The 17895-nt window shown below is 74.9% G+C and carries 20 protein-coding genes; 12 read left to right on the top strand and 8 right to left on the bottom strand.

What is annotated here, in order from left to right:
* Window positions 1–71: 71 nt before the first annotated feature.
* The 3 genes from Ae505Ps2_RS13565 to Ae505Ps2_RS13555 are packed head-to-tail and all read right to left on the bottom strand — an operon-like array spanning window position 72 to window position 2672.
* The gene (locus Ae505Ps2_RS13565; protein WP_075307893.1) at window positions 72–725 is read right to left on the bottom strand and encodes a protocatechuate 3,4-dioxygenase subunit alpha; all 654 of its coding nucleotides are present in this window, start codon (window positions 723–725) and stop codon (window positions 72–74) included.
* Window positions 722–1420, bottom strand: coding sequence for a protocatechuate 3,4-dioxygenase subunit beta (pcaH, locus tag Ae505Ps2_RS13560; protein WP_020625980.1), 699 nt, complete (start codon window positions 1418–1420; stop codon window positions 722–724). Before pcaH ends, Ae505Ps2_RS13565 begins: the two co-directional genes overlap by 4 nt.
* Window positions 1421–1448: 28 nt before the next feature.
* Window positions 1449–2672, bottom strand: coding sequence for a 4-hydroxybenzoate 3-monooxygenase (locus tag Ae505Ps2_RS13555; RefSeq protein WP_020625979.1), 1224 nt, complete (start codon window positions 2670–2672; stop codon window positions 1449–1451).
* A 70-nt stretch (window positions 2673–2742) separates the two neighbouring features.
* Between Ae505Ps2_RS13555 and Ae505Ps2_RS13550 the strand changes: the two genes are divergently transcribed.
* A complete protein-coding gene (locus Ae505Ps2_RS13550; protein WP_075307895.1) occupies window positions 2743–3501 on the top strand; it encodes an IclR family transcriptional regulator in 759 nt (252 codons plus the stop codon).
* 57 nt (window positions 3502–3558) lie between these two features.
* Window positions 3559–4686: an epoxide hydrolase family protein gene (locus Ae505Ps2_RS13545; protein WP_075307897.1), complete on the top strand. Its 1128-nt coding sequence runs from the start codon at window positions 3559–3561 to the stop codon at window positions 4684–4686.
* A 4-nt stretch (window positions 4687–4690) separates the two neighbouring features.
* Here the strand turns inward: Ae505Ps2_RS13545 and Ae505Ps2_RS13540 are convergent, their stop codons facing one another.
* Window positions 4691–5917 (bottom strand): FIST N-terminal domain-containing protein, encoded by a 1227-nt coding sequence (locus Ae505Ps2_RS13540; protein ID WP_212567632.1) that lies wholly within the window; start codon window positions 5915–5917, stop codon window positions 4691–4693.
* Between the two features lie 95 nt (window positions 5918–6012).
* A complete protein-coding gene (locus Ae505Ps2_RS13535; protein WP_283160351.1) occupies window positions 6013–6480 on the bottom strand; it encodes a S24/S26 family peptidase in 468 nt (155 codons plus the stop codon).
* Between Ae505Ps2_RS13535 and sodN the strand changes: the two genes are divergently transcribed.
* The 6 genes from sodN to Ae505Ps2_RS13505 all read left to right on the top strand — a co-directional run bounded on the left by sodN (window position 6433) and on the right by Ae505Ps2_RS13505 (window position 9786).
* The gene (gene sodN / locus Ae505Ps2_RS13530) at window positions 6433–6840 is read left to right on the top strand and encodes a superoxide dismutase, Ni (RefSeq protein WP_020628231.1); all 408 of its coding nucleotides are present in this window, start codon (window positions 6433–6435) and stop codon (window positions 6838–6840) included. The two genes, Ae505Ps2_RS13535 and sodN, sit on opposite strands and share 48 nt — an antisense overlap.
* A gap of 128 nt (window positions 6841–6968) precedes the next feature.
* On the top strand, window positions 6969–7301 hold the full coding sequence (locus tag Ae505Ps2_RS13525) for a metalloregulator ArsR/SmtB family transcription factor (RefSeq protein WP_020628232.1): 333 nt from the start codon (window positions 6969–6971) through the stop codon (window positions 7299–7301).
* Window positions 7298–7783 carry an SRPBCC family protein gene (locus tag Ae505Ps2_RS13520; protein ID WP_075307901.1) on the top strand — a complete coding sequence of 162 codons (486 nt, stop codon included), beginning with the start codon at window positions 7298–7300 and terminating at the stop codon, window positions 7781–7783. Before Ae505Ps2_RS13525 ends, Ae505Ps2_RS13520 begins: the two co-directional genes overlap by 4 nt.
* 28 nt (window positions 7784–7811) lie before the next feature.
* Window positions 7812–8333 (top strand): AAA family ATPase, encoded by a 522-nt coding sequence (locus tag Ae505Ps2_RS13515; RefSeq protein WP_075312254.1) that lies wholly within the window; start codon window positions 7812–7814, stop codon window positions 8331–8333.
* A gap of 19 nt (window positions 8334–8352) precedes the next feature.
* Window positions 8353–8904 (top strand): DUF1697 domain-containing protein, encoded by a 552-nt coding sequence (locus Ae505Ps2_RS13510; RefSeq protein ID WP_075307903.1) that lies wholly within the window; start codon window positions 8353–8355, stop codon window positions 8902–8904.
* Between the two features lie 282 nt (window positions 8905–9186).
* Window positions 9187–9786: a superoxide dismutase gene (locus tag Ae505Ps2_RS13505; RefSeq protein ID WP_075307905.1), complete on the top strand. Its 600-nt coding sequence runs from the start codon at window positions 9187–9189 to the stop codon at window positions 9784–9786.
* A gap of 67 nt (window positions 9787–9853) precedes the next feature.
* On the opposite strand, the gene Ae505Ps2_RS13500 is transcribed toward Ae505Ps2_RS13505, so the two are convergent.
* Window positions 9854–11146, bottom strand: coding sequence for a competence/damage-inducible protein A (locus Ae505Ps2_RS13500; protein WP_075553670.1), 1293 nt, complete (start codon window positions 11144–11146; stop codon window positions 9854–9856).
* A 406-nt stretch (window positions 11147–11552) separates the two neighbouring features.
* On the opposite strand from Ae505Ps2_RS13500, the gene Ae505Ps2_RS13495 reads away from it, so the two are divergent.
* Window positions 11553–12995 (top strand): glycosyltransferase family 2 protein, encoded by a 1443-nt coding sequence (locus tag Ae505Ps2_RS13495; RefSeq protein WP_075307908.1) that lies wholly within the window; start codon window positions 11553–11555, stop codon window positions 12993–12995.
* An 84-nt stretch (window positions 12996–13079) separates the two neighbouring features.
* Here Ae505Ps2_RS13495 and Ae505Ps2_RS13490 read toward each other — a convergent pair whose 3' ends face one another.
* On the bottom strand, window positions 13080–13559 hold the full coding sequence (locus Ae505Ps2_RS13490; protein ID WP_020625583.1) for an acyl-CoA thioesterase: 480 nt from the start codon (window positions 13557–13559) through the stop codon (window positions 13080–13082).
* A 255-nt stretch (window positions 13560–13814) separates the two neighbouring features.
* Here Ae505Ps2_RS13490 and Ae505Ps2_RS13485 point away from each other — a divergent pair, with 255 nt between their 5' ends.
* Both Ae505Ps2_RS13485 and Ae505Ps2_RS13480 read left to right on the top strand, forming a co-directional pair.
* The gene (locus Ae505Ps2_RS13485; protein WP_043280132.1) at window positions 13815–14207 is read left to right on the top strand and encodes an STAS domain-containing protein; all 393 of its coding nucleotides are present in this window, start codon (window positions 13815–13817) and stop codon (window positions 14205–14207) included.
* A 141-nt stretch (window positions 14208–14348) separates the two neighbouring features.
* On the top strand, window positions 14349–15602 hold the full coding sequence (locus Ae505Ps2_RS13480; protein WP_075307909.1) for an amidase family protein: 1254 nt from the start codon (window positions 14349–14351) through the stop codon (window positions 15600–15602).
* A gap of 19 nt (window positions 15603–15621) precedes the next feature.
* Here Ae505Ps2_RS13480 and Ae505Ps2_RS13475 read toward each other — a convergent pair whose 3' ends face one another.
* A complete protein-coding gene (locus Ae505Ps2_RS13475; RefSeq protein ID WP_205015926.1) occupies window positions 15622–16668 on the bottom strand; it encodes a PLP-dependent cysteine synthase family protein in 1047 nt (348 codons plus the stop codon).
* Between the two features lie 313 nt (window positions 16669–16981).
* On the opposite strand from Ae505Ps2_RS13475, the gene Ae505Ps2_RS13470 reads away from it, so the two are divergent.
* Window positions 16982–17872 (top strand): hypothetical protein, encoded by an 891-nt coding sequence (locus tag Ae505Ps2_RS13470; protein ID WP_075307911.1) that lies wholly within the window; start codon window positions 16982–16984, stop codon window positions 17870–17872.
* Window positions 17873–17895 lie beyond the last annotated feature (23 nt).

The raw sequence follows: 17895 nt of genomic DNA, 5'->3' as shown, positions 1-17895 counted from the left end.
GAATCAACCGGACGCGTCACACCCGCCACACCGGTGAGGTCCCGGGCGGGTGCCGGCGCGGCCGGGCGCCGTCACAACGCGAGGAACACGGTCTCCCCCTCACCGCGCAGCCGGATGTCGAACCGGTACCGGCCCGGCCCGTCCGCGACGGCGACGAGCGTGTGCCGGCGGTCGGCCGGGACGGCGGTGAGCAGCGGGTCGGTGGCGTGCGCCGCGGCGTGCTCGGGGAAGTAGATGCGGGTGACGACGCGGTCGAGCAGGCCGCGGGCGAACACCGAGACGTTCACGTGCGGAGCCTCGGCGGAGCGCGCATCGGCACCGTGCGGAGCCCCGGCGGAGCGCGCATCGGCACCCTGCGGAGCCCCAGCGGAGCCCGCATCAGCACCCTGCGGAGCCTCGGCGGGCAGCGCACCCGGCAGCACGGTGCGGATCCACCACCGGCCCTCGTCGTCGGTGGGGCAGCGGCCGAAGCCGCGGAAGCCCTCGACGGACGGCTTCGCCGCGCCGCGGGGGTCGTCGGGGTGGTCGAAGCGGCCGTCCGGGTCGGCCTGCCAGGTCTCGACCAGCGCGTCCGGGACGAGTGCCCCGTTCCCGTCGAACACGGTCCCGCCGATCAGGACGGCGCCCGGGGTGCCGTCGGGCACGACGTCCGGGCCGTCCGGCCAGGGCAGGCCCAGCGCGAGGTAGGGGCCGACGGTCTGGGTCGGGGTCAGCGGCAGGCTCATGCGTGGGGCTCCTCGAACGGGGTGGCGCCGCGGCCGCGCAGCACGATGTCGAACCGGAACGCCAGCGCCCACTCCGGGCGGGTGGCCTCCAGGTCGAAGGTGGACACCAGCCGCGTCCGCGCCTGCTCGGGCGTCGCGTTGTAGATCGGGTCCTGGGCGAACAGCGGGTCGTCCGGGAAGTACATCTGGGTCACCAGCCGCTGGGTGAACGCGCGCCCGAACAGCGAGAAGTGGATGTGCGCGGGGCGCCAGGCGTTGTGGTGGTTGCCCCAGGGGTAGGCGCCGGGCTTGATCGTGGTGAACGAGTAGCCGCCGTGGGCGTCGGTGAGGACCCGGCCGCCACCGGTGAAGTTCGGGTCGAGCGGGGCGGGCCAGTTGTCCCAGCGGTGGGCGTAGCGGCCCGCGGCGTTGGCCTGCCAGACCTCGACCAGGGTGTCCGGGACGGGGCGGCCGTCGGAGTCGAGGACCCGGCCGAACACGACGATCCGCTGTCCCTGGGCCTCACCGTGCGCACCGACGGTGAGGTCGTCGTCGCCGGGGCGGACGGGCCCGGTGAGCAGCGGCCCGGTGATCTCGGTGAGCCGCTGGGGCAGGATCACCGGCTGCTCGGACGGCGCCCGCAGCGCGGTGCTGCGGTAGTCCGGTGAGAGCAGCGGTGCGTGGGTCCCGGCCGGGACGGGGGCGTAGCCCTGCATCGGCGGTCCTTCCTCGTGGTGGGTGGGTCTAGACGGCGCCGTGCGGGAGGCCGACGTAGTTCTCGGCGAGGCTCGTCGCGGCGGCGCGGGAGGTCACGGTGTAGCGCAGCTGGGAACGTTGCAGCCCGACGCCGAACGCGTCGCCGCCCTCGGTGGCGGGGTCGAAGCGGTGCAGCATCGAGGTCATGAACCAGGAGAAGTGCTCGGCCCGCCAGACGCGGCGCAGGCAGGTCTCGGAGTAGCCGTCGAGGCCCGCGTCGTCGCCGTCGCGCAGCGCGCGGACGACCGCGTCGGCGAGCACCCGGACGTCGGCGATGGCGAGGTTCATGCCCTTGGCGCCGGTGGGCGGCACGATGTGCGCGGCGTCGCCGGCGAGGAACAGCCGTCCGCGGCGCATCGGGGAGGCGACCATGCTGCGCATCGGGGTGACCGAGGGCTTCTCGATGAACTCGCCCTCGTTGATCGTGAAGCCGTCGCAGGCCAGGCGGGTGTGCAGGGCGTCCCAGATGCGGGCGTCGGACCAGTCGGACGGGTCGGTGTCGTTGGGGACCTGGACGTAGAGCCGGGTCACCTCGGGGCTGCGCATCGAGTAGAGCGCGAAGCCGTCGTCGTGGTGGGCGTAGACGAGTTCGTCGGTGGTGGGGGCGGCCTTCGCGAGCACGCCGAGCCAGGAGAACGGGTAGACGCGCTCGGCGATCTCCGGGGCGACGAGCGGGCGGGAGACGCCGTGGAAGCCGTCGCAGCCGGCGATGACGTCGCAGCGCAGGACGTGCTCGGTGCCGTCGGCCGCGGCGTAGGTGATCGACGGGGTGTCGGTGTCGACGTCGTGCAGGGCGACGCCGGTGACGCCGAACTCCACCGGCAGCCCGGTGGCGTCGACGCGGTCGGCGAGCAGGTCCTTCACGACCTCCTGCTGGCCGTAGACGGTGATGCCGGTGCCGACGAGGTCGGCGAAGTCGATGCGGTGGTCGGCGGCGGGTGCGCCGGGGGCCTCGGCGAAGCGCAGCGCGATGCCGGTGTGCGGCATGCCCTCGCGGTCCAGCCGGCCGGCGACACCCATCTCCCGGAGCAGCTCCACGGTCGGTGCCTCCAGCACGCCGGCGCGGACCCGCGCCTCGACGTAGGCACGGTCGCGGGACTCCAGGACCACCGACTCGATCCCGGACAGCGCCAGCAGCTTCGCCAGGACGAGCCCGGCGGGGCCTGCTCCGACGATGCCGACCTGGGTCCGGGTCTCGCGTCGCTGCGTCATGGGCGTCACCTTCCCGCCTGGGCACCGGAGCATTCGACCACGCTTCCGCTCTACGGAAGAATGCCCGGTCATGGCGACACGTCCGGTCCGGTCGGGGGTCACCGCGCGGGTGCTGGACGTGCTGGGCGCCTTCAGCGCGCAGGCCCCGGTGCTCGGGTTGACCGACATCGCCCGGCGCACCGGGATCCCGCTGACGACGGTGCACCGGATCGCCGGTGAGCTCGCCGCGGGCGGGGCACTGGACCGCGGCGACGACGGCCGCTACCGGATCGGGCTGCGGCTCTGGGAGATCGCGCACCTGGCCCCGGCCAGCCACGGGCTGCGGGAGGCGGCGATGCCGTTCCTGGAGGACCTGCACGAGGTCACCCGGCACAACGTGGCGCTCGCCGTGCTCGACCCGGACGACCCCGGCGAGGTCGTCTACGTCGAGCGCCTGTCCAGCCGCGGCGCCGTCTCGATCGTCTCGCGGACCGGGTCCCGGCTGCCGTCGACGGCGACCGGGGTCGGGCTCGTGCTGCTCGCGCACGCCGACCCGGCGGCGGTGGAGACGGTGCTGGCCCGCCCGATCCGCCGGTTCACCCCGTGGACGGTGTGCCGCCCCGACGGCGTCCGTGCGCTGCTCGCCCAGGCCCGGACCAGCGGGTTCGTGGTGTCCGACCGGCAGATCGAGGAGGTGTCGATGTCGGTGGCCGCGCCGGTGCGCGGCGGGGACGGGCCGGTCGTCGCCGGGCTGTCGATCGTCGTTCCGGCCGCGACGAACCCGCACACCCTGGTGCCCGCGGTGCGCGCGGCGGCCCGCGGGATCAGCCGGGCCCTCGCCGCATCGTGATCGTTCCGATGCCGTGGCCACGGCGCCCGTCGTCACGTTCCGTGTCACCGTGGCCGGGTGCGCGACTTCCGGATCGAGATCCCCGACGCCGAGCTGGACGACCTGCGCGAGCGGCTCGCCCGCACCCGCTGGCCGGACCCGGCGACGGTCGACGGCTGGTCCCAGGGCGTGCCGCTGGACTACGCCCGTGAGCTCTGCGACTACTGGCGCACCCGCTACGACTGGCGCCGCGTCGAGGCCGAGATCAACGCGTGGCCGCAGTTCCGCACCGGTCTCGACGGCGGCGGCGACGACGCGGTCGAGATCCACGTGCTGCACGCCCGGTCGAAGCACCCGGACGCGATGCCGCTGCTGCTCACCCACGGCTGGCCGGGCTCGCTCGTGGAGTTCCTCGGCGTGCTGCCCGCGCTGACCGACCCCGAGGACCCGGCCGACGCCTTCCACGTCGTCGTGCCGACGCTGCCCGGGTTCGGGTTCTCCGGCAAGCCCACGACGACCGGGTGGGGGGTCGAGCGGATCGCCGTCGCCTGGGCGCAGCTGATGGACCGCCTCGGCTACGAGCGCTTCGCCGCGCAGGGCGGCGACTGGGGCTCGATGATCACCTCGGCGCTGGGGACCGCCGCCCCGGAGATGCTGATCGGCATCCACCTGACGATGGCACTGGCCCCCAAGCCCGACGACGCCGAGGCCCTGTCGGCGCAGGAGAAGGCCGACATCCGCTTCTCCAAGGAGTTCTCGCGGTACGGCTCCGGCTACTCCGCGGAGCAGTCCACCCGTCCGCAGACCATCGGCTACGGCCTCGCCGACTCCCCCGTCGCGCAGTGCACGTGGATCGTGGAGAAGTTCTGGGACTGGACCGACTGCGCGGGCCACCCGGAGAACGTGATCAGCCGGGACCGGCTGCTGGACAACGTCATGCAGTACTGGCTGGGGTCGGCCGGCGCGTCGTCGGCGCGGATCTACTGGGAGAGCTTCGCCCGCCGCCGCCTCGACGACGTCGACGTCCCGACCGGTGTCGCCCAGTTCCCGCAGGAGATGGTGAAGCTCCCCCGGTCCTGGCTGGAGCGCCGCTACACCGACCTGCGCTGGTTCTCCCGCCCCGACGTCGGCGGGCACTTCCCGTCGCTGGAGCAGCCGGAGTCCTTCGTCGACGAGGTGCGGGGGTTCTTCCGGACCCTGCGCTGAGCGGTCAGACCACCAGCACGGACGCGGTGAACGCGTGCAGGTGGTTGCCCGGCCCGACCGGGCCGATCTCGCCAGCGGCGAAGAAGCCGGCCACCCGGGGGCCCGTCGCACCGGGGGAGGTCCCGTGCGGGTCGAGACCGACGCGCACGGCGTGCACGTCGTGGTCGGCGTCGCCGAACATGCCGGCGCCGCGGCCGTTGCAGGAGAACAGCAACGCGCCCGCGGCCGGCGCGGCGCGGCGCACCGGGGCGAGCAGCTCGTGCAGGTCCTGGGCGGCGCCGGCGGCGTCGCGGACCTGGAAGCGCACGGTGGTGCCGACCTCGACGAGGTCACCCGCGATGACGGCGCCGTCGCCGACGTCGACGGCCAGCACCGCGCGGACCAGGAAGTCGCCGCGGTCGTGGGACTCGGCGTACTCGTCGACGGCGACGCCCAGGTGCAGCCCGGTCAGCGCCTGCTCCTGCTCCTCGGGCGGCAGGGCGGTGACGATCTCGCGCAGCCGCTCGGCGGCGGGCCGCCCGGCGAGCTCGGCGATCCGGTTGTCCCGGGCGCTGGTGACGACCATCGGCGGCCCGATCGGGCGGCATCCCTGGCTGACGACGACCCGCGCGTCGGACGCACCGCCGAGCAGCACCCCGACCGCCCCGCCGTGGTGCACGGTGCCCCCGGCGAACAGCCGGTCGGCCCCGGGTCCGCCGGGTCCGCCGGTCAGGCCCCCGGTCACCGGGAACCCCGGATGGGTCGACGCGAGCCGGTCCAGCACCCCGCTGACCGGGAACACGGACGGGTCGGCCAGCAGGACGGCGACGCGGTCGTCCTCGGCGGGTGGGACCAGGCCGCGCACCGCGATCGCGTCGCGTCCGTCCGGTCCCGCGCCGGGGCGGCGCTGTGCGACCGGGAAGAACGTCCGGACCCGGGTGCCGGGCAGCGACGCCGCCCAGACGGCGACGGCGGGCTCGCCCTCGACGCCGCGGCCGTCGGCCATCACGCCGTGCGCGGTGGTCCCGATCGTCGCGCCGGGTCCGGCGAGCTCCATCACCCGCAGTCCCGCGGCCTCGGCCTCCTCGACCGGGGCGGCGGGCCCGGCACCGGGGCAGACGAAGAACGCCACGAGGTCGGGGACCGCACCGAGCGCCGCCAGCGCCTGCCCCGTCGCGACCTCCGCGGCCCCGACGAGATCCGGCCCCACGGCCAACCCGTCGCCCACCCGAGTGCCCCCACCGACCACCACGCCCCCGACGCTACGTCAGCAAGCCGCTCCCACACGGGATCCGGCGTCCCACACGGGTCCCGATCCCGTGTGGGAGACCGGATCCCGTGTGGGACTCAGCGGCGAGGGGCGGGGATGCGGCCGGGGCGGGGGCAGAGGCGGTAGCGGGCGACGGCGTGGACGCTCGCGGGGCCCAGGGTGGTCGAGTCCGTGGAGCCGAACGGGTTGTCGCCGCGGACGTGCCAGCCGTCGCCGTCGGGGTGCACGGCCCGCTTCACCGACAGCTGCCCGGGGCGGGACTCCCAGGTCACGAGGACGACGTCGCCGGGCCGGACGGGTGCACCGAACCGGACCAGCACGACGTCGCCGTCGGAGAGGGCAGGGGACGTCGAGGGCCCCCGCACCGTCACCCGCCGCAGGCGCATCGCGGACTCCCTCCAGAGTGGATCTCTCGTGACGTGGTCGTCCTGCCCGACCACCGTCGCGAGGGTAGGGTCGCCGGTGCCAGAACGATCACCCCACCAGGGAGGACACTCATGCGGCTGTCCCGCATTCTCCGTCCGCGACTGGAGGCCACCGCGCACTGCGACCTCCCCTGCGGCGTGTACGACCCGGCCCAGGCCCGGATCGAGGCCGAGTCGGTCAAGGCGATCCAGGAGAAGTACCAGGGCAACGAGGACGCGGACTTCCGGGCCCGCGCCATCGAGATCAAGGAGCAGCGCTCCGACCTGGTCAAGCACCACCTCTGGGTGCTCTGGACCGACTACTTCAAGCCGCCGCACTTCGAGAAGTACCCGGAGCTGCACGAGCTGTTCAACAAGGCCACCAAGGCCGCCGGCGCGTCGGGCACCAAGGGCTCGAACGACCCGGCCACCGGCCAGGAGCTGCTCGACTACATCGCCCAGATCGACAAGATCTTCTGGGAGACCAAGCAGGCTGCCTGATCACAGGCCCTGAAGCGGCGCTGACCAGCGGGAACCATCTCCCGTCGGTCAGCGCCGTTGTCGTCTCCGAGGCACAGTCACAGCTATATGCCTTGACCGGCATATGCCCGCTGTGGCATGTTCATCGAGTGCGTGATTCCTTCGACGTCCTGGCGGACCCGACGAGACGAGCCATCCTGGACCGGCTGCGGACGCCGCAGGGCTGCGTCGTCGGAGAGCTCGCGACCGCGCTGGAGCTGAACCAGACCGCGGTGTCGAAGCACCTGCGCGTGTTGCGCCACATGGGCATGGTCGACGTGGTCGTCGAGTCCCAGCGCCGTCGCTACGTACTCCGGGCGGATGCGCTGGCCGAGATCGAGACCTGGCTCGCGCCGCATCGCGCCTTCTGGCAGGAACGACTCGACGCCCTGGGCGCACACCTCGACTCACTCGACAGTCCCCCCGGAGAGGAACCGTCATGAGCATCCAGGTCACCGTCGATCCCGACGGCCCGGTCCTGCGCTTCGTACGCCGCTATCCGCATCCGATCGAGAAGGTCTGGGCCGCACTGACCGAACCCGCCCAGATGAGCCGCTGGTTCCCCTGCGAGGTGCAGGCGGAGATGCGCGTCGGGGGAACGATCACGCTGACCTTCGAGGGCGGCGAGCAGGACCACGCCGAGATCACCGAGCTCGAGCCACCGACGGCGTTCGGGTTCACCTGGGCCGACGAGAAGCTGCGCTGGACCCTCGAACCCGACGGCGACGGCTGCGTGCTGCGGCTCAGCAACACCGTGCTCGACCCCCGCTGGTCGGCGAACACCGCCGCCGGGTGGGACCGCTGCTTCGAGGCACTCGCCGCACACCTCGGCGGGAGCGACCCCGACACCACACCGGGACCCGACGAGGCCCTCATCGCGCACTACCGTGCGGTGCTCGGGTCAGGAGCCCCGACACCGCGGTGACTCCGGACCCCGGCGCTACGGTGCCCCGGTGATCGTGTGGCTGAACGGCGGGTTCGGGGCGGGCAAGACGACCCTGGCCGCCGAGCTGCACCGCCGTCTCCCGGACGCGGTCGTGTACGACCCCGAGGACGTCGGCCTGATGCTCTGGAAGTGGCTACCGCCGAACGAGGACTTCCAGGACCTGCCGAGCTGGCGGGAGCTGGTCGTCGCGACGGCCCTGTCCCTGCGCAGACACCACGCGCGGACGCTGGTGGTGCCGATGTCGCTCCTGCGCGACGGCTACCGGGCGGAGATCCTCGACGGCCTGGCCGACGCGGGCGAGGAGGTTCTGCACGTCTTCCTGGACGCCGCACCCGAGGTGCTGCGGGACCGGCTCCGCGCCCGTACGCCGCCACCCGGCGACCACCGACCGGACGGGTCGACCCTCGACTGGGCCCTGCGCCGACTCGACCCGACCGCCGCGGGCCGGCAGCCGGCGGGGACCCTGGTCCTGCGCTCGGACCGGCTCACCCCGGCGGAGCTGGCCGACGCCGTCCTGGCCGCCGCGTAGCCAGGGCACCATTCCCGGCGTGCGTACCCACATCGCGCTGCTGCGCGGGATCAACGTCGGCGGCCACGGGAAGGTCCCGATGGCCGACCTGCGCCGGGTGCTCGGCGGACGCGGCTGTGCCGACGTCGTCACCCACATCCAGTCCGGCAACGTCGCCCTGACCAGCCCCGCGGGCGACGACGAGGTCGCCGCGACGATCGCCGCGGCGCTGGTGGAGGAGTTCGGCATCGAGCGCCCAGTGGTCGTGTTCGGCCGTGCCGACTACCTCACCGCGGTGGCGGCGAACCCGTTCCCGCAGGTCACCGACCCGAAGCAGCTGCACGTCCTGTTCCGGGCCGGTCCACGGCCCGACGACCACGAGCGGATCGCGGCCGCGCTGGCGGCCGAGCGGGCGAAGGGCGGCCGGGGTGACGCCGTCGTCCGTGGCCGGACGGTGTGGCTGCACCTGCCCGACGGGCTGGGCCGCAGCGAGCTCGCCACCCGGATCTCGGCCCGTACGACCGCGCCGGACCAGGGCGGCACGATGCGCAACCTCGCCACCGTCCGGAAGCTCGCCGACCTCCTGGGCTGAGAACTCCTGGGCGGAACGCTCCTGGGACGAGACGCGACGAAGCCGTGGCCCGCGCCCGATCGGACGCGACGCCACGGCGCCGTCGACGGCGGATGTCGAGCTGCCAGAACGATCTCCACCGCGTCACCGGCATTCCTGCAAGTGACTTGCAGCAGAGTACATGTGGCGGATCGATCCGTCCACGCGTGCGCGTGGCCGGTCGCGGGTAGTCGGCAGTTGCTACATAGTGGCAAGTGAATCCGCGTGGCACACCGCCGCGCGTTCCCGACCCAGGAGAGGACCATGGCCGAGTACACGCTTCCGGACCTGCCCTACGACTACTCCGCGCTCGCCCCGCACATCGCGCCCGAGATCATGGAGCTGCACCACTCCAAGCACCACAACACCTACGTCCAGGGCCTCAACACCACCCTCGACAAGCTCGCCGAGGCCCGGGACCGCAACGACTTCGGCGCCATCGTCGGACTCGAGAAGACCCTCGCGTTCAACCTCGGCGGCCACGTCAACCACTCCGCCTTCTGGAACAACCTCTCCCCCGACGGCGGCGACAAGCCCACCGGCGACCTCGCCGCCGCCATCGACGAGGACTTCGGCTCCTTCGACGGATTCCAGGCCCACTTCACCGCCGCCGCCACCACCATCCAGGGCTCCGGCTGGGCCATCCTCGGCTACGACCAGCTCGGCGACCGCCTGCTGATCCACCAGCTCTACGACCAGCAGTCCCAGCTCCCCGCCGGACAGACCCCGATCGTCCTGCTCGACATGTGGGAACACGCCTTCTACCTGCAGTACAAGAACGTGAAGCCCGACTACGTCAAGGCCTGGTGGAACGTCGTCAACTGGGCCGACGCCGCCCAGCGCTTCGCCGCCGCGAAGGGCTGAGCCTCCCCGCACAGCGCAGCGCCCCGTCCGGGTCCCCCGGGCGGGGCGTCGTGCACAGAGGGTGCGCTCAGCGGTGCGCGCCCGGCCCCGTGCCGCCGGTGGCGCGCAGCAGCAGGTGCATGGCCAGGTCGACCGAGCGCTCGCGCACGTCGGCCCGCCCGCCGGGCAGCTGCGGGTCGCGCGCGATGACCTGGCCGTCGGCGGTGGTCACGCAGAAGCAGACGTAGCCGACGGGCTTGGCCTCGGTACCGCCACCGGGGCCCGCGACGCCGGTGATCCCGACGCCGACGTCCGCCCCGAACCGCGCCCGCGCACCGTCCGCCAGTGCCCGCGCGACCTCCGGCGACACCGCCCCGTGCGCCTCGATGAGCGCGGCGGGGACGTCGAGCAGCGCGGTCTTCGCCTCGTTCGAGTAGGCGACCACGCCCCCGGCGACGTAGGCCGACGACCCGGCCCGGTCGACCAGCCGCCCGGCGAGCAGCCCACCGGTGCAGGACTCGCCGGTCGCGACCGTCCAGCCCTTCGCGCCCAGCGCCGCGGCGAGCAGCTCGTCGGTGGTGCTGCCGTCGTCGCTGATGAGCGCGCGGCGGTGCCGGTCGACGATCCGCGCGGCCAGCTCGCGGGCCGCCGGCTCGGCCCCGGGCAGCGGGTGCAGGTCGACCTTCAGCTCCGAGCGACGCAGGCAGGTGGTCACCTCCACGCCGGACACGTCGAGCTCGGTCTCCAGGACGCGCAGCGTCTCGGCGATCTCGGACTCCGGCAGCCCCGCGAAGCGCAGCAACGTCGCCTCCGCGCGGGGTACCCGGGTCAGCAGCTCAGCGACCGGGGCCGACTCCAACGCGGCGGGCCACATGCCCTGCAGCTCCCGCGGCGGCCCCGGGAGCACGACGACGAGCGGCCCGCCCGGCCGCGTCACGGCCAGCCCCGGCGCGGTCCCGACCGGTTCGAGGACGCTCGCCCCGCGCGGGACCCTGGCCTGCTTGGCCGTCGCCGCGTCGAGCGCGGGGCCGGCCCAGCCGGCGCGGCTCGCCCATCCGGCGACCCGGTCATGGATCCGACCCTGCAGCGCGGTGTCGACCTCCATCTCCGCTCCCGCGAACTCGGCGACGACCTCGGCCGTGAGGTCGTCGGCGGTCGGTCCGAGCCCGCCCGAGGTGACGACGAGATCGTCGGAGGCGACGAACTCCAGGGCCGAGCGCAGGTCCTCGGTGCGGTCCCCCACCAGCAGGACCCGCGAGACGGCGAAGCCGAGCTCGCCGAGGGAGCGGGCGACGAAGGGGCCGTTGGCGTCGGCGACGTGGCCGGTCAGCAGCTCGCTCCCGGTGACCAGGACCGAGGCGGTGGGGCGGGACTCGCTCATGATCCGAACCTACCCGCGCCCGGACACCCGCACCCCGTCCCGCGCGAGCTCACCATCGGTGCTGGTCCGGGGCGTCGGGGGATCGTCCGGTGTGGACTTCGCGCCCGTTCGGGTGATGAGAGAGGCGCGACACGCCCGAAACCGGGCTTCCACGGCGTGTCGTCGCAGCACCACTGCCGCTCGTCGCGCCCCGGCACCGCCGTGGGCAACCGCGCTGCGCGGCCGCCGTCATCACCCGTACGGCGCATGATCGGGCGCCACGGCTCCGACCTGCGCCGACGCCGTCCGTCGCACCGCATCCGGTGAACTCCGCGACCGCGCACACGCACAGTGTCCGAAATCCGGCAACCGCGCACTCTCAGTGTGAGCACAGCTCGCATACCCGACACTGTGACCCATGTCAGCGATGTCTGCGCCGAACGACGCCGCGACCTGGGTGGGTGAACTGGACCGGCTCGGGCCGCTGCGTGATCTGCGGGTCGACCCGGGCTTCCACGCCGCCCGTCTGCTCGTCACCGTCGGGGGCACTCCACAGGGTCAGGTGACCGTGCCGCTGCGTGGCGGACGGGCCACGATCGCAGAGCTGCGATCCGCGCTGATCACCCTGGGGCCGCCCGAGGAGGTGACCCCGGCACCGGTGGCGAGCGACCCGGTGACGGTGGTGATCGCGACGCGCAACCGCCCCGAGTCGCTGGCCCGCTGCTTGCGCGCGGTCCTCGCCTCGGACCACCCGGCATTGTCGGTCGTCGTCGTCGACAACGATCCGCCGGACGAGCTCACCCGCGATGCCGTCGCCGCGGCCGGGTCCCCACGGGTCCGCTACGTCCGCGAGCCGCGCCGCGGGGCCTCGGTCGGGCGCAACCGCGGACTTGCCGAGGCCCGCACCGAGATCGTCGCCTTCACCGACGACGACACCGAGGTCGACCCCGCCTGGGCCTCCCGCATCGCCGGCGCCTTCGCCGCCGACCCCGAACTCGCCTGCGTCTCCGGCCCCGTCCTGGCCGCCCGCCTCGCCAGCCCCGAGGAACGCGCCGCCGACGTCGCCCTGGCCTGGAACAAGGGCTTCACCCCCCGCCGGTTCACCCTCGCCGAACCCCCCGCGGACTCCCCGATCTTCCCCTTCGCCCCCGACCTGTTCGGCATCGGCGCCAACCTCGCCGTCCGCGCAAGCGCCGCCCGCGCCGTCGGCGGCTTCGACGAGGCCATGGGCCCCGGCACCCCCACCCACGGCGGCGAGGACTGCGAGTTCCTCGTCCGCATGATCCTCGCCGGCCACGTCCTGGGCTACGCACCCGGCGCCTACCTGTGGCACCACCACCGCCCCGACCAGGCCGCCCTGCGCAAGCAGATGGAGGGCTACGCCGTCGGGCTGGGCAGCTTCCTGGCCAAGGTGGCGCTGTCCCCGCAGGGCCGGTCGGTCGCACTGCGCCGACTCCCCGCCGCGGTCGCCCGGCTGCGCCACATCTCCGACCGCGAGGCCGGCGCCGGCGTGGCGATGCCCGCCGACGCCGACCAGACGCGCAACCGGGGACTGCTGACCGGCCCGCGCGCCTACCTCCGGTCGCGCCGCGCGGTGCGACGGGCCGGCGGAGCGGTGCCGCCGCTCGTCGGCCCGGCCCGGGCCGGGACCACCGCCCCGCACAAGATCCTCGCGACCGGCGGCCACCGGGCCGTCACGCCCACCCGGCCGCACGGCACCGGCGGGTATCCCGCGGTCGCTCCGTCCGGGGCCGAGGGCACCGGGGGCCGTCCGGCCGCCGCACCCCGTCCGCAGGACAGCGGTGGGTACCGGCCCGTCCCCGCCCGCACCGGCGGCCCGTACGGCGCGGACCCCGCCCGGCGCGGCTGAGCCGTCTCGGGCCGGCGCCGGCGGCACCCCGCCACGGAGCCTCCGGCACCTCGACGCCCCCGCCGCGAGGGCGCGCCCCCGCCGTCACGACGGCGTCGTGGCCTCCGGGCCCGGCCCCAGCAGGGCCGGGTCCGACGCCGCGGCCACGAGCCGGCCGTGCGGGTCGGCGACCAGGCGTCGCGTCGTCGTGTCGAGCACCCCGAGGGTGCACTCCACCTCGGCCGCGAGATCGTCCGTCCGGGCCCCGTCGGCCGCGGTCTCCCGGACGATCCGGTGACGCATCGTGAACGGCTTGCGGGTCGTGAACGCGATCGCCGAGTCGATCCACAGCTCGTCGCCGGCGCGCAGCTCGGCCCGGAAGTGCGCCGTCGTCGACAGCAGCACGATCGTCAGGCCGTGCGCCCCGAGCGCGTGCTGGGACAACCCGGCCGCACGGAAGTGCTCCATCCGGGCGTGCTCGCCGTACTGGTGGTAGACGGCGTGGTTGACGTGCCCGTTCACGTCCATCTCATAGCTGCGGACACCGATCCGGACCCCGAACGGCGGAGGCATCTCGACGCTCATGGTGGCCACCCTGCCAGCCGGGCCGGACCACCCCCGCCGACGCACCGGACCACGTCGCGGAACGTTTGTGCCACCGCCGACCGCGGTCGTAGGGTGGGTGACCGCGCTGACTAGGCTGGTGCGGAGGCAGCACGAGCGGCACGTCAAGCAACGGCGGCCGGTTGTCACTCACGGTGAAGTCGACGGCGTGTCCGGGACCGGACCACGAGCACGTCGACGGCGCCGACGGCGACGACTCGCGAGGGAGCACGACACATGAGCAGTGAGACGCCCACCGGGGTGGGGGGAGACCAGGGCCCCGACGTCGGCGAGGTCGTCCGCTTCGAGGTGACCGAGCACGGTGACGGCGCCGTCGTCGTCGGTGTGCACGGCGAGATCGACACGATGACGGCGCCCGTGCTGAGCGAACGCCTCGCCGAGCGGATCGGCTCCGCGAGCCTGCTGGTGGTGGACCTGACCCGGGTCACGTTCCTCGGGTCGGCCGGGCTGGCGGCGCTCGTCGAGGGCAAGGAGAAGGCGGAGAACGCCGGCAGCCGGCTGCGGCTGGTCTGCGGGTCGCACGCCGTCACCCGGGCGCTCGAGGCGACCAACCTGATGTCCCTGTTCGACGTGGCCGACGGTGTGCCGGAGGCACTCCGCACGGCCTGATGCCCCGGGGGTCCACGGGTGCCCGGTGGCGCCCGCGGTCCTCGACGCCGACGTGGCCGAGCATCTCGGCCGGGCGGGTGCGATTCCCGTCCTTTTCCCCGACCACTCCCTCCGACGACCGGGACGACGAGCCCCACCGCGATGAGCACTCTGCACCTGGACGAGCCGTCCCCCACCTCGGGAGACGGCCCGTCCGGTGTGTCGGGGCTCGCGGCCGCGGTGCGCGAGGGACGGCTGAGCGCGGCCACCGTCGCCGAGCGGCTCCTCGCCGCCCTCGACGACGCGGTACCCGTGGGCGCCGGGCTCGTGGTGGACGCCGGACCGCTGCGCGCGGCCGCCGCGGCGCTCGACCGGCGCACCGACCGGTTCGCCCTGCCGCTGGCGGGGGTCCCGGTGGTGGTCGAGGACGGCATCTCCGTCGCGGGTCGCGGGGACGAGGTCGTGCGCAGGCTGCGGGCCGCGGGCGCGCTCGTCGCCGGGCGGGCGCGGACAGCCGAGCACGAGGTGGGCCTCGACGGCACCCCGGGCGGCCGGGCCACCGCGACCGTGGTCGCCTCCGGTGTCGTCCCGCTCGGGATCGGCGTGGACGGCGACGGGACCCTGCGCTGCGCCGCCGCCGCCCACGGGATCGCCGCGCTCAAGCCGGGCCGCCGGGTGCTCCCGCTGCCCGACGCCGCCGAGCGCCGCTGGTGCGGGCTGGCCGAGCCGACCCTGATCGCCGGGTGCGCGGAGGACCTCACCGTGGTGCTCGACGCCCTCTCCCGCGGCACCGGGGGGCCGGCCGCGCCGTCGTCGGTGCTGCGGCTCACCGCCCCGACCGGTCCCGGCCCCGGGTCCGGCGCGACGCCCGTCTCCTCCCTGGCCGCGTCGCTGCGGACCGGACGCACCCGGCTCGCCGGGCCGGACGCGGCGTCCGCGGTGCACACGGCGATCACGCTGCTGCAGGACGCCGGGCTGGGCCTCGTCGCCGCCGACCCGCCGTACCGGGCCGTGCTGGTCGTCCACTCGGCCCGCCGCCGGCAGGCCGGGCTCGCCCGCCGGGTGGAGGACCTCGGCCTCGACCCGGCCGAGCTGCCGCGCAGCGCCCGCAGCCTCGTCCGGCGCGGCCGCCGCGTCCGGCGCCTGGGCGGCCTGCGTCCCGCGACGCCCGCGTCGTGGCGGCAGCGGATGGTCGCCTGGCTCGACGACGCCGGCGCCGAGGCCGGCCTGCTGCCCGCCCCGCCCGGGGCGTCCGGTGCCGGATCCACCGGGGTGGCGGCGTGGAACCTGGCCGGGCTGCCGTCGCTGGTCGCGCCGGTGCACCGGCCCGGGGAGCACGGCTGCGTGCAGCTCGTGGGGCGGCCCGGGTCGGAGCGACGGCTGCTCGCGACCGCCGCCCTGCTCGCCGAGGGCTGACCCGGCCCGGCGGAGCCGCTCAGTCAGCGGGCGGGGACCAGACCCCGGTCGCGACGAACCGGTCGAGGGTCGCCGTGTAGGGCGCCAGGTCCATCCCCTGGGCGGCGACCCAGGCGTCGTCGTAGTAGCTGTGCCGGTAGCGCTCGCCGCCGTCGCACAGCAGGGTCACGACGCTGCCCGACCGTCCGGCACGCAGCATCTCGGCGACGACCTGGTAGACGCCCCACAGGTTGGTGCCGGTCGACCCGCCGGCCCACCGGCCGGTGCGGTCGCGCAGGTGGCGGGCCGCGGCGACGCTGGCGGCGTCGGGGACCGGGACCATCCGGTCGATCACCGACGGGACGAAGCTCGGCTCCATCCGGGGCCGCCCGATCCCCTCGATCCGCGACGCCGCACCCGTCGCGTACGACGGGTCCCCCGCCGTCCAGCCGGGCAGGAACGCCGAGCCCTCCGGGTCGACGACGGCCAGCCGGGTCGCGAGCCGCCGGTAACGCAGGTAGCGGCCGATCGTCGCCGAGGTGCCCCCGGTCCCGGCGCCGACGACGATCCACTCCGGCACCGGGTGCGGCTCCTCGGCGAGCTGGGCCAGGATCGACTCGGCGATGTTGTTGTTGCCGCGCCAGTCGGTGGCACGCTCGGCGTAGGTGAACTGGTCGAGGTAGTGCCCGCCGGTGGCCGCGGCGAGCCGCTCGGCCTCGGCGTAGACCTCACCGCCGTGGTCGACGAAGTGGCAGCGCCCGCCCTCCCGCTCGATCAGCGCGATCTTCTCCGGGCTGGTCGAGCGAGGCATGACCGCCACGAACGGCACCCCGATCAGCCGGGCGAAGTAGGCCTCGGAGACCGCCGTCGACCCGGAGCTGGCCTCGACGACCGTGGTGCCGTCGGTGATCCAGCCCGACGCGAGCGCGTAGAGGAACAGCGACCGGGCCAGCCGGTGCTTGAGGCTGCCGGTGGGGTGCACGGACTCGTCCTTGAGGTAGACCTGCACACCCCACTCGGCGGGCAGGTCCAGCACGTGGAGGTGGGTGTCGGCGGAACGGTTCGCGTCGGCCTGGACGCGGCGCATCGCCTCGTCGACCCAGGCGCGGGTACGGGCACAGGAACGGTCGACGGGGTGCACGCCCCCGACCCTAGATCGGCCTCGGAGCCGGCCCGGCCCGCTCCCTCGGCCACGGCGCCGATCCGGGTCACGTCGTGCCCGCGCGGCCCGCCCCGCGCCGCCCTCCGCGCCCCCGTGCCCGCATCGGGGCTCCGTGATCGCGCACGTCACACACCGTCGACCGCCGCGCCGGCGCCGTCCGCCGAACGGGGGCTGTCGGGGTGCGTCACGGAGCCGGAGACTGACGCACCGTGAACATCTGCCCGGGGAGTGCGACGAGGTGACCGACGGTGTCACGGAGACCGGTGCCGAGGTGACGGCCGAGGACGTGCGCGACGACGAGGCGACCCGGCCCGGGGACGCGACGCCCCCGACCGGGCGCGTTCCCGAGGCCGCGCCCCCGGGGACCACGGCCGCCGGACTGCCGCAGCGCAGCCCGCGCGGCGGCGACGGTGCCCGCACCGTCGAGCACATCGTCGAGGACCTGATGGTCCGTCTCGCCGCGGCCGAGCACGCGCGCGACACCGCCGAGCGCCGGGCCGACGCGCTCGCCGCCACGCTGGAGGAGGCCCGCTCCCGGCCCGCGGAGACCTTCGGCATGCGCGCGGACAAGGTGCTCCGGATGGCCGAGCACGAGGCCGCGATGCGGCGGCGCGGCGCGGAGGTCGAGGCCGCGCAGCTGGTGGACGCCGCCCGCGACGAGGCCGCCCGGATGGTCGACGAGGCCCGCGCGGAGGTCGACCGGCTGCGCGCGGCCGGGGCGGCCGCACGGCGGGACAGCGAGCTCGTCGCGGACACCGCGGCGTCGATGCACGCGCACGTGTCCGGCCTGCGCTCGTCGGTGCGCGACGAGATCGCCCGGCTGCACGCGATGCCGGGGGCCGAGCTGGGCAGGCTCGACGCGCCCGCCCGCGCCTCCCGGGGCGCCGACCAGGGCGAGCGGGTCCGGCGCCCGGTGGGCGGCCCGGCGCACGCGCTGCGCACCGGGGAGACCGCCGGGCCGGACGAGGTCCCCGACGCCGTCGCCGCCGACGCCGTCGCGGACCGGGACGAGGCCGCCGCGCTCCCGGCGGTGGTGCTGCCGGAGCAGCGGGACGCCGAGCCGTCACCGGCCGCAGCCCCCGCCTCCTCCGCCGCCGGTTCCGAGGGCAGCGCGCAGCGGACGTCCTGAGCCTGGACGGTGCGGTCGCCCGA

Source organism: Pseudonocardia sp. Ae505_Ps2, from assembly GCF_001932425.1.
Classification (GTDB): domain Bacteria; phylum Actinomycetota; class Actinomycetes; order Mycobacteriales; family Pseudonocardiaceae; genus Pseudonocardia.
Note: the sequence above shows the minus strand (reverse complement) of the source record. Positions and strands in the feature narration are given on the sequence as shown.

Coding starts and splice junctions, on each gene's coding strand:
- Ae505Ps2_RS13565 (WP_075307893.1), bottom strand. CDS start 725: ATGAGCCTGCCGCTGACCCCGACCCAGACCGTCGGCCCCTACCTCGCG.
- pcaH (WP_020625980.1), bottom strand. CDS start 1,420: ATGCAGGGCTACGCCCCCGTCCCGGCCGGGACCCACGCACCGCTGCTC.
- Ae505Ps2_RS13555 (WP_020625979.1), bottom strand. CDS start 2,672: ATGACGCAGCGACGCGAGACCCGGACCCAGGTCGGCATCGTCGGAGCA.
- Ae505Ps2_RS13550 (WP_075307895.1), top strand. CDS start 2,743: ATGGCGACACGTCCGGTCCGGTCGGGGGTCACCGCGCGGGTGCTGGAC.
- sodN (WP_020628231.1), top strand. CDS start 6,433: ATGCGGCTGTCCCGCATTCTCCGTCCGCGACTGGAGGCCACCGCGCAC.
- Ae505Ps2_RS13520 (WP_075307901.1), top strand. CDS start 7,298: ATGAGCATCCAGGTCACCGTCGATCCCGACGGCCCGGTCCTGCGCTTC.
- Ae505Ps2_RS13505 (WP_075307905.1), top strand. CDS start 9,187: ATGGCCGAGTACACGCTTCCGGACCTGCCCTACGACTACTCCGCGCTC.
- Ae505Ps2_RS13500 (WP_075553670.1), bottom strand. CDS start 11,146: ATGAGCGAGTCCCGCCCCACCGCCTCGGTCCTGGTCACCGGGAGCGAG.
- Ae505Ps2_RS13495 (WP_075307908.1), top strand. CDS start 11,553: ATGTCTGCGCCGAACGACGCCGCGACCTGGGTGGGTGAACTGGACCGG.
- Ae505Ps2_RS13490 (WP_020625583.1), bottom strand. CDS start 13,559: ATGAGCGTCGAGATGCCTCCGCCGTTCGGGGTCCGGATCGGTGTCCGC.
- Ae505Ps2_RS13485 (WP_043280132.1), top strand. CDS start 13,815: ATGAGCAGTGAGACGCCCACCGGGGTGGGGGGAGACCAGGGCCCCGAC.
- Ae505Ps2_RS13480 (WP_075307909.1), top strand. CDS start 14,349: ATGAGCACTCTGCACCTGGACGAGCCGTCCCCCACCTCGGGAGACGGC.
- Ae505Ps2_RS13475 (WP_205015926.1), bottom strand. CDS start 16,668: ATGCGCCGCGTCCAGGCCGACGCGAACCGTTCCGCCGACACCCACCTC.